The organism is Ruminococcus sporogenes (genome assembly GCF_054655175.1).
Window position 1 is genome coordinate 1 of the sequence record NZ_BAAHOA010000008.1, and the last position, 13,817, is coordinate 13,817.

Genomic DNA, 13,817 nt, shown 5'->3' on the forward strand with positions numbered 1-13,817 from the left:
GGCTTGGTATATTGAAGAAACCATTGTGTTTATGTTTTCTATACGCCATTTTTCCAGATCATTGCTTCCGGATTCTGAAAATGCGTCGGCGTCAAATTCAGTTTCAGAGGTCGGATAGAAATAATCGTCTATATGTATACCGTCCACGTCATAATTTCGGACAATCTCCGCGGCGCCTGAAGCGATATATTCTCTTACCTCGTTATAGGCCGGATTAAGATACCAGCGGTCTTCAAGCTTTACTATATAGGTTCCGTTTTTTTTGCTGTCGTTATACCATTTTTTTATCTGAAAATTCGTATCCAGTGTTTTCATCTGTTCGTCTGTCTGACATCTCAGAGGATTTAGCCAGGCATGAACGGACAATCCCAGCTTATGCGCTTCATTAAGCGTTATTTCAAGCGCGTCATAGTTTCCGTTGTAATATTCGGTGCACGGAAATATATCTGATTCATAGCAGCAGTCGTTATATGCTCTTACATGAACATATACCGTGTTTATTCCTGTCTCTGCCGCCTGAGCAAGCCTGTTTTTTATACTTTCTGTAAATTCCGATTCGGTTTTATTATAAAGCATATCCCGATATTCCATATATGTAAACCACATCCCCGCTTGTTTTTCGTAGTTTATGGGAATATAGTTTTCATCATCGGCATTTTCAGCTTCCGTCGCTGTTTGCTCAGTCGGTTCAGCGACGCCGAGCTGATATAAGGTCTGTTCGTTGAGAGAAATATCCGTATCTCCGTTTAAGGTTTCGGTATTTTCTTGGTTTCCGCAGGAAACGCTCATAAAACAAGCCATAATAATAACAACGATTAGTAATCTTTTCATTATTTCAGCACGTCCTGTAAAGATAGTTTGTACATTTATATTCGGACATGATTGATAATATTCCAAGCGGTAAATATGAAAAAAGAAAATTGTATGAATTTTTCGGAAATCCGTTGAAATAAGAATATAAATATGGTAAAATAAAAATAATAATATAAAGCTTGGATATGGGAGGAATTATGAATCAGACAGAATCGAGAGAGGATTATCTGGAAACCATTCTTTTGCTGATGCGTCGAAACGGAAGCGTCAGATCCATAGATATAGTAAATGAGCTGAATTATTCAAAAGCGAGTATCAGCAGAGCTGTAGGTTTGCTTAAAGCTAATAATTATATAAACGTTGATACGAACGGACAGATAACTTTTACAGGACTTGGACTAAAGCAGGCCGAGGCCATCTATGAACGCCATACTAATATTAAGAAATTCCTAATTAGCGTTCTTGGCGTCAGCGCTGAAACGGCTGAGGCGGACGCCTGCAAGATAGAACATATTTTAAGCGAGGAAACATACGGCAGGATAAAGGAATATGTAGAAAAAATATAATTTAAGCTCTGAAAGCGGTGGATAAATGAAAAAAATTCATTATAGAATCGTAATTATACCGGCATGCGTCTGCACAGCTTTGATATTTATGCTTGCGTTTTATTCTACCGGAGTTATAGACAGAGCTGCTGCAAGAGATATAATTGGTCAGCGGATAGAACAGGTGTGTAATATTATAGACGAAAAATCTGAGGCGGCTGAAAAGCTTACGGAAGAAATATATAATAGTTACAGATCAAAGGCCAGAGTGGTTTCGATGATGCTTTCTAAAAATGTTAATATCATAAGCGACGAATCATCGTTTGAGGAGCTAAGGGTAGCTATCGGCGCCGACGTTATCAGCGTTGCGGATAAGGACGGTATTATAAGATACAGCACCGATATGTCTGTTGAGGAAAGCTCTGCATATGAGGAATTTATGCCCGCAGTTGATAACAAAGTATTTTCAGAGGCTGTGCTGTCTGAATCAGGCGGCAGAAACGTTGTTGTAACAGGCTCTTCCAGACTTGACGAGGACGGTATAATTCAGATTCAGTTTACCTTGGAGAATTATCAGCAGCAGATTGATATGTCTGATCTTTCATCTGCCGTTACTCAGATGCCTCTTTTGAAAAACGGTCATTTAGCGGTTATAGATATAGAAACAAATACTTTTATTAGCCATACGGATAGCTATCTCAACGGTTCTGCCGTGCAGTTTGCACCGGAAAAGTTCTCTGAGGAGGAGGATTGGTTTTCCTCAGAATACGAGGGAAAAAGAGTCTTAGTGAAATATAAGAAGCATAACGACATGATAGCGGCCGGAATAGTTCCATATTCTGAGATATATCAGCGGAGGAATACGGTTGTAAAGTGGATATTGTTTTTCTTTGTCGTTATAACTGTAGTTATAGCGTTAACAGTCAGAAATTCAATTTTAAACCAAAAGGAAAGCGAAGAAATTGATAAAAATAAGTGATATAAAAAGCTGCTTTAAAAAAGCAGCTTTTTATATAAATTTTATATTGTATTAGAATAATAACAGCTTAATCTACCGGATATATTTTCTTATTTACCATTAATCATAACAGCATAAGGCTACTATTGTGATATTATCCTGACTGCCGTTATCTATTGCAAGATTCACAAGCTTTTGCAGTCTTTTGGTAAGATTTTCAGGCAGAGCGAGAATATCCTCCATTTCTGCGCGGGATACATAATCCGAAAGACCGTCGGAGCAGATTAGAATAACATCTCCGTATTTCATTATTTCATTTAAACTTTTTATATCAGGCTTAGGATCTGATGAAACATTGCCCATAACCGGAAATATAATGTTTTTATGAACATGCGTCTTTTTTTCGGATTCTGTGATCGTGCCCTCCTCGTAAAGAAGCTGGACCAGAGACTGATCCTTAGAAATCTGTCTGATGGAACCGTTTCTGTAACGGTACATTCTTGAATCTCCTACATTTATGATATGTACGATGTCCTTTTCATCTATTGCTGCGGCGCATAGAGTCGCCTGCATATTTTTAGTGGAGGTTTTCTGCGTTCCGATACCGGCAAGGTGTTTATGAATATTCATTATTTCCTGATTGAGATCAGTTCCGGAATTGAATTTTACACCGCTTAAAAGCTCAAGGCATTTGCGGGACGCTAATTCACCGCAGTTTTCTCCGGAAACTCCGTCTGAAACGGCTGCAATAAACGGTGCGGAAACCATGTTGTTAATATTTCCTGCCGTCATGACCTTACCGCCGATTAAAAATGCGTCCTCATTATGCTTCATAATTCCCTTGTCAGTAATACCGCAGCAATAATAATACATTTATACCTCACCATTTAAACAATTATTTACGTAATTTAAGAGCGTTTTTTACAAAACGCCCTTCATAACCATAATTATACAATAACGCTATTGAAATTTCAACAGATATTTAATGTAAATACATTACAAGTTGGTGACAAATTATATAAAATAACTGTTATTATGTAAAATAGAGGAATAAATAAGTAATATTTCCTGTTTATCGGCAGTATTTGTCTTTTTTAGGCTTTGCGGTTATGAAATAAAGAATACCGCCGGAAATTCCGGCGGTATTTTGTTTATTTTATTAAATATTTAGAAAGTTCCTTTTCGAATTCTCCGGGATTATCAGTGTGAGCGTTCAGTTCTATCGGCTTAGAAAGATCAAGACTGAATATTCCCATGATAGATTTTGCGTCAACGGCATATCTGCCAGAAACGAGGTCAACCTCGAAATCATACTTCATTACCATATTAACGAAATCCTTAACGTCGTTGATTGTTGCCAGAGAAATTTTGTAAGTTACCATAGTAATACCTCCTCAGACTATATTAAATTCAAACGTATCAGCGGTTATTTATATTTTTACTTTCCGCTGTATACATAATACCACCTAAGTAAAATAAAGTCAATACGATTGCATAATTTTCGTAAATTTAGTATAATGAATAGGCAGCCAGTCATATTGTTTTTATTTAACTTGATTGTTTGTAATCTTTGCACAACTATGTGTGTTTAAATTTGTAGTATATATACATATGATTTTATGTGTATGTCATTATGGAAGGGTCATAAGATGATAGCATATTTTGAAAGCTTCGGCTGTAAGGTCAATCAGTATGAAACTGAAATTATTAAGTCTGATTTCCGTTTAAAAGGTTATGAAATAACTGCCGATCCGGCTGCCGCTGATGTGGCCGTGATAAATTCCTGTACGGTTACGGCGTCCGGCGACAGCAAATGCCTGTATTCTCTCAGAAGGCTCAGAAAGCTTAATCATGACGCCGTTATAGTTTTAACTGGCTGTATGCCTCAGGCGTCGCCGGATATTGCGGAAAATATTGAGGAAGCGGATATTGTGACCGGAACAAAGGACAGAAGCAGAATTACGTCGCTTGTAGAGGATTTTATAAAAAACAAAAATAAGATAGTAAGCATATTAGAATACGGCAAAAACGACGGCTTTGAAAATATGTCGTGCGGAGGATTTTCCGGCAGGACAAGGGCGTTTGTAAAGATACAGGACGGATGCGATCAGTTCTGCTCCTACTGTATTATTCCGTATGCAAGGGGCAGAAGCCGCTCGAAGCCTGTTGAGGTTATCAGGGAGGAAGCAGCCGCTCTTGCTTTAAAGGGGCATAAGGAAATAGTACTTGCGGGTATAAATCTTGCCTTTTACGGAAGGGATATAGGGCTGTGTATGATAGACGCGGTCGAGGAGTGCTGTAAAATTGAAGGCGTGGAGCGAGTCAGGCTCGGCTCTCTTGAACCTGAGATGATTTCAGACGACGATCTTCTGAGACTGTCTGCACTTGAACAGTTTTGTCCGCAGTTTCATTTATCCCTGCAAAGCGGCTGCGACAGAACGCTTAGATCAATGAACAGACATTATAATACGCAGGAATATTTTGAACTTGCTTCAAAAATAAGAAGGATTTTTCCCGACTGTTCTCTGACTACCGATATAATGGTGGGATTTCCCGGAGAAACCGACAGAGATTTTGAGGAATCAATGGAATTTATAGAAAAAATAGGCTTCTCAAGGATTCATGTGTTTCAGTATTCTCCGCGGAAGGGTACCCCTGCCGCTGAAAAAATTCAGATTCCAAAAGATATTAAGCATAAACGGGCTGAACAAATGAAAAAATTAGGCGATAGGCTTCAGAGAGAGTATTTGAAAAAACAGGTGGGAAAGACCGTTAAGGTTCTGTTTGAGCTTGAAAGCTCGCCCGAGTTTCATCAGGGATATGCGCCGGATTATACTATGATAAAAATTCCTTCAAAAAATTGCGAAAAAAGTTTGCGAAGAATGATTTTTTATGTTAAAATAGTAAGGAGTAATGATAATTTCTGTATAGGTGAAATTATTTCGGATAAGCAGTGAATCCGTTAAACGTTTTACAAGAGCCTAACGAATTATTGCTATAAGAATTTCACTTAGATCATCTTTAGCGATCCCAGAGGAGAGCTGAATTGATTAAACATTGAGCGCTTTCCGCAGAAGCGCATTTTTCAGATATATTTTTTCTGCGGAGAATGGAGCAAATAATGTCTGTATTCCGAATTTATGTTGAGAAAAAACCAGAATTTGCGGTTGAGGCGAAATCTGTCATGAACGACGTTCAGACCGCTTTAAGATTAAACCTTAACAGCGTCAGGATACTTAACCGCTACGACGCGGATAATCTCAGTGAGGAAGATTTTGAAATGTCCGTCAATACTGTTTTTTCTGAACCGGCGGTTGACGTTACATATAAGGAATTTCCCGTACTGATAAATAATGAAAGGGTTTTCGCCGTTGAATATCTACCGGGGCAGTTTGATCAGCGTGCGGATAGCTGTGAGCAGTGTATACAGATACTTACGCAGAAGGATCGCTGCCGCGTTAGAAACGCAAGAGTTTATATTATTGACGGCAATATAACCGACGCCGAATTTGAAAGGTTAAAATCTTATCTTATTAACCCGGTTGAGAGCAGAGAAGCGTCCCTTGACGCTGTCAGGACTCTTGACGCCAATTATGAGATACCGGAAAAGGTGGAGATACTTGAAAATTTTATTCGTCTGAATGATAAGGGACTGAACGCTTTTATTAAGGAATTCGGTCTTGCTATGGATTTTGACGATATAAAGTTTTGTCAATCTTATTTCAGAGATACCGAAAAGCGCGATCCTACCATTACGGAAATAAGAATGATAGACACCTATTGGTCCGATCATTGCCGTCACACAACGTTTTCGACAAATATAGAAAACGTCAAAATTGCCACTCCTTATATCAGGGAAGCTTATGACGAATACATTGAAGTCAGAAATGAATTGGGTCGCGGGGAAAAGCCGGTTACTCTTATGGATCTTGCTACTATTGCCGCAAAAAAGCTTAAAGCGGACGGAAAGCTCAAGGATTTGGACGAAAGCGAGGAAATAAACGCCTGCTCGGTTAAAATAAAGGTCGATATAAACGGAAATGAAGAAGACTGGATACTCATGTTCAAGAATGAAACTCATAATCACCCTACTGAAATCGAGCCATTTGGCGGCGCCGCTACATGTCTGGGCGGAGCTATAAGAGATCCGCTGTCCGGTCGTTCTTATGTTTATCAGGCAATGAGAGTTACAGGCGCGGCAAATCCGCTTGTTCCAGTGGAAGACACTATTTCGGGAAAGCTGCCGCAGAGAAAGATTACCGTAGGCGCGGCTAACGGATACAGTTCCTATGGAAATCAGATCGGTCTTGCCACAGGTCATGTTTCTGAAATCTATCATCCGGGATATGTTGCCAAAAGATTGGAAATAGGCGCGGTTGTCGGCGCGGCTCCGGCTGAAAATATCAGACGTGAAGCTCCTGCCGCGGGAGATATTGTCGTACTCCTCGGCGGTAAAACGGGACGCGACGGCTGCGGAGGCGCCACAGGTTCCTCAAAGTCGCATACGCTTGAATCCCTTGAACACTGCGGCGCAGAGGTGCAGAAGGGCAATCCTCCGGAGGAAAGAAAGCTGCAGAGGCTTTTTAGAAAACCGGAGGTTACAAGAATGATAAAGCGCTGTAATGATTTCGGCGCGGGCGGCGTTTCAGTTGCAATCGGTGAGCTGACCGACGGTTTAATAATCGACCTTAACGCAGTTCCTAAGAAATATGAGGGACTTGACGGAACGGAAATTGCAATATCCGAATCACAGGAAAGAATGGCTGTTGTAATTGCTCCGGAGGACGCTGAAAAATTCCTTGAAGAGGCTGCCAAGGAAAACCTTGAAGCGACAATTGTTGCAAACGTTGTGGACGAGCCAAGATTGAAAATGAATTGGAACGGCGTTACAATCGTTGATCTTTCAAGAGAATTTCTCAATTCAAACGGCGCAGCTAAATATACGGATATTACGATTGAAAAACCCGACACAAAATCCCTATGCGCGTATACTGACAATCCGGAGGGCTGGGACGCCCTTATGGCTAATCTTAACGTATGCTCGCAGAAGGGACTTGTTGAAAAGTTTGACTCGACAATCGGCGCTTCGACAGTCCTGATGCCTTTCGGCGGAAAATATCAGCTTACTCCTGCACAAGCTATGGCTGCAAAAATTCCGGTTCTTCACGGCCAGACTGATACCTGTTCATTAATGGGCTGGGGCTATAACCCGTTTATAAGCGAAAAAAGTCCTTATCACGGAGCGGTACTAGCCGTTATTGAATCAATCGCTAAAATAGTAGCAGCGGGCGGAAAGTCAGATCATTGCTGGCTTACATTTCAGGAGTATTTTGAAAGAACTCAGGGTATTCCCGAAAGATGGGGCAAGCCTATGGCGGCTCTTCTCGGAGCGTTCAAGGCTCAGCTTGAAATGGGCTGCGGCGCTATCGGAGGCAAGGATTCTATGTCCGGTACGTTTGAGAATATCGACGTTCCTCCTACACTGGTTTCATTCGCCGTTTCGACCGCTTCAAGCAGAAAGGTCGTTTCCCCGGAATTTAAGGACATCAATGATACTGTAATAGCTATAAAGCCCGATTACGATGAAAACGGATTACCTGTATTTGAAAGCGTTAAGGAATGCTTTAAGCAGGTTGAGGAAATGATTGAAACCGGACGCGCTAAGGCTGTCTGGACAGTTTCAGGCGGCGGTATTGCCGAGGGTATTGCCAAGATGTGCTTCGGCAACAGAATAGGCTTTGAATTTCAGAGAAAGCTTACCGAAAACGAGCTGTTCATGCCGCATTACGGATCGTTCATAATAGAGCTTGACGGCGCTGAAAAGGACGGAGAAACGGTTATCGGTAAAACTACTGAGGAATACAATATTTTTACCAAGGATTATACTCTTTCACTTGATTCACTTCAGAAAACATGGGAAAGCAAGCTTGAGCCTGTGTTCCCTTGCAGAATAAAAACTGTTCTCTCAGCGGTTGAATCCTATGAGTACGACGCAAAGAAGAGAGTATTCCCTACAATCAAGACTGCAAGGCCTAAGATATTCATTCCTGTTTTTCCGGGAACAAACTGTGAATACGATACGGCAAGAGCGTTTGAGAAAGCCGGCGGCGATCCTGAAATTATGGTGGTGAAAAACCTGAGCGCAGCCGCTATTGAGGAATCCGTCGAGGAGGCTGCAAGGATTATTAAGCAATCGCAGATAATTATGATCCCGGGAGGTTTCAGCGGCGGAGACGAGCCTGAGGGAAGCGGAAAGTTTATCACGGCATTTTTCAGAAATCCTAAGGTAAAGGACGCTGTTCATGAGCTGCTCAAAAAGCGCGACGGTCTTATGCTCGGCATATGCAACGGATTTCAGGCGCTTATCAAGCTGGGACTTGTTCCATACGGCGAAATTACCGATATGACTCAGGATTCTCCTACTTTGACCTTTAATACAATCGCAAGGCATCAATCTATGATGGTAAACACAAGGATAGCTTCAAATAAATCACCATGGCTTGCCGACAGCCGTGTAGGAGATATTCATACGATTCCGATTTCACACGGCGAGGGACGCTTTGTCGCTCCTCAGTCGCTGATTGTCAAGCTTGCCAATAACGGACAGATTGCAACTCAGTATGTTGATTCTGACGGCAGACCTTCGATGGATATTAGGTATAACCCGAATACATCAATGGAGGCAATAGAGGGAATAACCTCTCCTGACGGACGTATTTTCGGAAAAATGGGTCACAGCGAGCGTACAGGCGTAAATGTATGCAAGAACGTTTCCGGAAATAAGGATCAGAAAATATTTGAAAACGGCGTAAGGTATTTTAAATAAAAAATATCAGGATATCCTGTTTGGGTATCCTGATTAAATTTAGTAAAAGGCGGAGGTGGTGCGTTAATGAGAATTTCAACAAAGGGACGCTATGCGCTGAGAATGATGATTGATTTGGCAGTAAATCAGGGAGACGATTTTGTAGCGCTCAAGGATATAGCCAAACGGCAGGAAATTTCAAAAAAATATCTCGAACAGATAGTTTCCCTTATGAACAAATCAGGTATGCTTAAAACAAGCCGAGGCAATCAGGGAGGTTATCGCCTGCTAAGATCCGCCGATAAATATACGGTAGGTGAAATACTGCGTGTAACAGAGGGGAGTCTTGCGCCGGTGGCGTGTCTGGAATACGATCCTGTGGATTGTGAACGTGCAGGGGAATGTACGACGCTTTTTGTATGGCGTGGTCTTTATAAAGCTGTTACGGATTATCTTGACAGCATTACCCTGCAGGATATAATTGAAAAGAACACCGTCGGTAATGATTATTATATTTAAAGCGGGAAAACGGAACTGAAACAATCGGTTCCGTTTTTTATTATAAATTGACTATAAAACGACTGTTTAATTTATCTTGTAATTTATTATAAAATATGCTAAAATGAAAATATATCATATTTTACGGAGGAATTGCGAGTATTATGAGGCTTTACAAATATTTTCCGGCTATGGCAGCCGCTTTGGTCGTCGGGTGTTCGGCGGTTTTCGCAGCTTCTGCGGATGACGGCGACGTTCAGATTGTTATGCCGTCTGAGCCTGAGTATACGGCGGAGGAAGCTGTTACAGATCATACCAAAGCTGAGGATATAGATTCTGTTATAGTGAATGCTGATATTACTGACTCAACAACGTCGTCAGACGCATTCGATGCTGAGACAGAAGATGACGCGGGGATCTTGTTCGGATGGTCTTATCTTGATGATGAAAGAATCTGTTATTATGATGAAAGCAATGTCATGCAGACGGGTTTTATCGAAATTGACGGTAATTACTATTATTTTGCGCCCAACGGCACAATGAAAACAGGCTGGATAACGGTAGACGGCGTAAGAATGTATTTTGATACTGAAACCGGTATAAGAAATACCGGATGGGTAGAATATATGGACTCCGTCTACTATGACGATCCGGTAAAGGGAAAGCTTACAGGCATTCAGGAAATTAATGGTGAAACATACATATTCAATGAAAGCGGGGCTCTTTACAGGGGATGGTTTGAATACGGAAACTGCAAATATTACGGCGGGGAAGACGGAGCAGTCCGCAAGGGCGAAACCGAAATAGACGGAGTAAAATATATTTTTTCACCGTCAGGAAGGTATCAGAGCGGTTGGCAGACAATAAATGGATTAAGAATATTCTATGATTACGATTCGGCAGAGATTTTGTATGGCTGGATAAATTATAACGGGCTTGTTTACTTTGCAGACGCCGAGCACGGAAAATATACCGGAGAACATGATATAGACGGTATTAAATACCGCTTTTCAGATAAGGGATTTCTTGCCGTGGGATTACAGAAATTTGAAGACGGTACGAGATATTACTATAAAGACGGCAGTATAGCCAAGGGTTTTGTAAATGATAACGGAAACGTATATTATTTTGATGAACAAAGCTGCCTTATGCAGACAGGCTTTATAAAATACGACGGTAACGCTTACTTTTTCGGCGCTGACGGAACAATGAAAACCGGCTTTAGGGCTGAAGACGGAGAAATATATTATTTCAGTCCGGAAAACGGAAAAATGCTTTATTTTTGGCAGACTGTCAACGGCGAAAGATATTATTTCGGACATAACGGAAAAATGAGGACGGGCTTTGTCAGTATTGACGGGAAGATTTACTATTTTAACGGCAAGGGTATTATGTCGACAGGCTGGAAAACGATTAATAATAAAAAATATTATTTCGGAGACAACGGAGTAGCAAGAGTAGGCTGGCAGACCCTTGACGGCAAAAAATATTATTTTAATGAAAAGGGCGAAATGGCTACCGATTTACGTACAATTAATGATAAACGGTATTATTTCGGAAGCGACGGCGTTATGAAAACAGGCTGGCAAACGGTAAGATCGAAAAAATACTATTTTGGTACGGACGGAGCGGCATATACTTACAGGCACAATATAGACAATGTGAATTACTGCTTTTATTCGGATGGCTCTATGGTAACCGGCGGTAATCAGGATATTGTGGCAAAGGCCCTTACGCAGCTTGGCAATGTGGGCGGAAAACCTTATTGGACATGGTGGGGATTTGATTTTCGTATAGAATGGTGCGCCTGCTTTGTATCATGGTGTGCAAATCAATGCGGATATACACAGGACGGAAGCGTCCCGGAATTTATTTCCTGCGCCGTAGGCATTACGTGGTTTAAGCAGCACGGACAATGGAAAAATAAGGAGAGTTATACACCGATTTCCGGAGATTATATTTTCTTCGACTGGGAACCCGACGGAATCGCCGATCACATCGGAATTGTAGATTATTGTGAAAACGGATATGTTTATACAATCGAGGGAAACAGCAGCGATCAATGCCGCCGAAGATCATATAAGCTTACAGATATAAGAATTTTTGGATACGCAAGGCCGTCCTTTCAGCCTTGATACATACATTGCTTTCAAGTAAAAGGGAGGGATAAAAGGAGTGATAAAGCTATTAAAATATACATCCGCCTTTGCGGCCGGACTGATAATTTCCGGAGCTTCTTTCTCAACGTTCGTAGCCGCTGCGTCTGGCGAGACTGAAATATATGAAGACGTTTCTGAAAATACCGCGGCAATATCCGATAATTTAGGCTGGGTATATGACAACGACGGAAAAGCCTATTATTACGGACAAGATGGACAAAAATATACGGGGATACATGAAATAAGCGGAAGCATATATTATTTTGCGTCCAATGGAGCAATGAAAAAGGGCTGGTTTACCGTTGACGGTATAAGAAGGTATTTCGACCTGAATACAGGCGAAAATAAAACAGGGTGGATTGATTATATGAATCAGCGTTTTTACGCTGATTCAGAAAAAGGAAAGCTTACGGGTATAAATCAAATAGACGGAAAGACCTTTGTATTCAACGAAAACGGAGAGCTTCTGACGGGTTGGTTCGAATATGACGGAAATAAATACTACAGCGGGGAAGACGGGGAGGTATTTGTAGGCGATTGCATTGTAGACGGCATAAAATATATATTTTCCCCGAAGGGAAAGCTTCAGAGCGGCTGGCAGACAGTCGACGGCAAAAGAGTATTTTATGATTACGATACGGCTTTGCCGGTTTACGGCTGGGTATATTATAACGGTTATGTTTATTATACCGATTCTGAAAAGGGAAAATATACGGGTGAATATGAAATTGACGGCTTGAAATACCGCTTTTCAGAAAATGGTTGTCTTGAAACCGGATTACAGAAATTTGACGACGGAACAAGGTATTATTATTCTGACGGCTCCCTTGCCGAAGGTTTTGTTGAAGAAGACGGTTTTACTTACTATTTCGGCAGCGATTGCCTTATGAAAACAGGATTTAATATTATAGGAGATTCTACATATTGCTTTGGAGCCGACGGAAAAATGCTGAAGCTGTGGCAAAAAATCGAGGATAATACGTATTATTTCGGTCAGGAAGGCAAAATGACTGTCGGGTTGGCGGTAATAGGAGCTTCAAAGTATTATTTTGACAGCAGCGGTATTATGCAGACCGGTTTTATAACAATAGACGGCAGCAGATATTATTTTAACAACGAAGGCGTTATGCAGTTTAAATGGCAGAAGATAGACGATAAAAGTTATTACTTTGGCAGGGACGGAAAAATGTCTACCGGAATTATGACAATTGATTCGGAAAAATACTACTTTGACAAAACCGGAGTAATGCAAACGGGAATACAGACAATTGACGGAAATATTTATTATTTTGACGCTGACGGCAGAATGAGCTACGAATGGCAGGAATGTGATGGAAAAAATATTATTTCGGGAAAAACGGTCAAGCGGTTATGGGCTGGCAGACAATTGAAGGAATAAAATATTATTTTGACGAGAGAGGCGTAATGTCGGTAGGCTGGAAAACTATCGGAAATGAAAAATACTATTTCGGAGCAGAAGGCGAAGTAAAAACAGGCTGGCAGATTATTGAAGGGCAAAGATATTATTTCAGCGATAACGGCTGTATGGCAGTGAATACCATACGCGACGGATATAACATCGATGAAAACGGAAAGGCCTCTGAATTTACAGAAGTCCAGAAAAGAGCTGAATCTATTCTGGATACAATAAGGCGAAACGCTATTTCAATATATAATTATGTGAGAAAAAACAATACATATAAATATATAGAATATTGCAGAACTCTGTCAGAAATCAATGAAAAAGGCTGGGGGTATTTTGCAAATTATGCAATGGGAAACAGATATATAACCAGCTATTATTTCGCCGCTCTTCAGGATATTCTTTTTCATCAGGCGGGATATGAATCAAGAATTGTCTATGGAACCGCCGGAAATGGAGATTATTACTGGAATCAGGTAAAAACAGACGGAGTCTGGGTAAATTATGACGCATGCGGCGGATATTCAAATGTATCGGATATATATCTAAAGTCATGCGGTTATATATGGTATGAATATGTGTATCCGAAGTATTACTGATAAAAAAACTATAATTG

General features: G+C 40.9%; 11 protein-coding genes. 8 read left to right on the forward strand and 3 right to left on the reverse strand.

What is annotated here, in order from left to right; translation table 11 throughout:
• The coding region (locus ACYQ0N_RS14990; protein ID WP_460163136.1) for a glycoside hydrolase family 10 protein at positions 1-831 on the reverse strand (831 nt) is incomplete at its 3' end.
• A gap of 179 nt (positions 832-1,010) precedes the next feature.
• Between ACYQ0N_RS14990 and ACYQ0N_RS14995 the strand changes: the two genes are divergently transcribed.
• Both ACYQ0N_RS14995 and ACYQ0N_RS15000 read left to right on the forward strand, forming a co-directional pair.
• On the forward strand, positions 1,011-1,379 hold the full coding sequence (locus ACYQ0N_RS14995; protein ID WP_177531954.1) for a metal-dependent transcriptional regulator: 369 nt from the start codon (positions 1,011-1,013) through the stop codon (positions 1,377-1,379).
• A 25-nt stretch (positions 1,380-1,404) separates the two neighbouring features.
• Complete coding sequence (locus ACYQ0N_RS15000; RefSeq protein ID WP_460163137.1) at positions 1,405-2,337, forward strand: hypothetical protein; 933 nt, start codon at positions 1,405-1,407, stop codon at positions 2,335-2,337.
• A gap of 99 nt (positions 2,338-2,436) precedes the next feature.
• On the opposite strand, the gene ACYQ0N_RS15005 is transcribed toward ACYQ0N_RS15000, so the two are convergent.
• Positions 2,437-3,189 carry a PP2C family protein-serine/threonine phosphatase gene (locus ACYQ0N_RS15005; RefSeq protein WP_177531952.1) on the reverse strand — a complete coding sequence of 251 codons (753 nt, stop codon included), beginning with the start codon at positions 3,187-3,189 and terminating at the stop codon, positions 2,437-2,439.
• Positions 3,190-3,467: 278 nt separating this feature from the next.
• A complete protein-coding gene (locus tag ACYQ0N_RS15010) occupies positions 3,468-3,698 on the reverse strand; it encodes an HPr family phosphocarrier protein (RefSeq protein ID WP_177531951.1) in 231 nt (76 codons plus the stop codon).
• Between the two features lie 267 nt (positions 3,699-3,965).
• Here ACYQ0N_RS15010 and mtaB point away from each other — a divergent pair, with 267 nt between their 5' ends.
• The 6 genes from mtaB (at position 3,966) to ACYQ0N_RS15040 (ending at position 13,800) form a co-directional block, all read left to right on the forward strand.
• On the forward strand, positions 3,966-5,273 hold the full coding sequence (gene mtaB / locus ACYQ0N_RS15015; protein WP_460163138.1) for a tRNA (N(6)-L-threonylcarbamoyladenosine(37)-C(2))-methylthiotransferase MtaB: 1,308 nt from the start codon (positions 3,966-3,968) through the stop codon (positions 5,271-5,273).
• A gap of 164 nt (positions 5,274-5,437) precedes the next feature.
• A complete protein-coding gene (locus tag ACYQ0N_RS15020) occupies positions 5,438-9,142 on the forward strand; it encodes a phosphoribosylformylglycinamidine synthase (RefSeq protein WP_177531949.1) in 3,705 nt (1,234 codons plus the stop codon).
• Between the two features lie 66 nt (positions 9,143-9,208).
• Positions 9,209-9,640, forward strand: coding sequence for an RrF2 family transcriptional regulator (locus ACYQ0N_RS15025; protein ID WP_177531948.1), 432 nt, complete (start codon positions 9,209-9,211; stop codon positions 9,638-9,640).
• Positions 9,641-9,783: 143 nt separating this feature from the next.
• On the forward strand, positions 9,784-11,754 hold the full coding sequence (locus ACYQ0N_RS15030; protein ID WP_460163139.1) for a CHAP domain-containing protein: 1,971 nt from the start codon (positions 9,784-9,786) through the stop codon (positions 11,752-11,754).
• Between the two features lie 40 nt (positions 11,755-11,794).
• Positions 11,795-13,177: an N-acetylmuramoyl-L-alanine amidase family protein gene (locus tag ACYQ0N_RS15035; RefSeq protein WP_460163140.1), complete on the forward strand. Its 1,383-nt coding sequence runs from the start codon at positions 11,795-11,797 to the stop codon at positions 13,175-13,177.
• Complete coding sequence (locus tag ACYQ0N_RS15040; protein ID WP_460163141.1) at positions 13,150-13,800, forward strand: transglutaminase-like domain-containing protein; 651 nt, start codon at positions 13,150-13,152, stop codon at positions 13,798-13,800. The genes ACYQ0N_RS15035 and ACYQ0N_RS15040 overlap by 28 nt, the downstream gene beginning before the upstream one ends.
• The last annotated feature ends 17 nt before the right edge of the window (positions 13,801-13,817 follow it).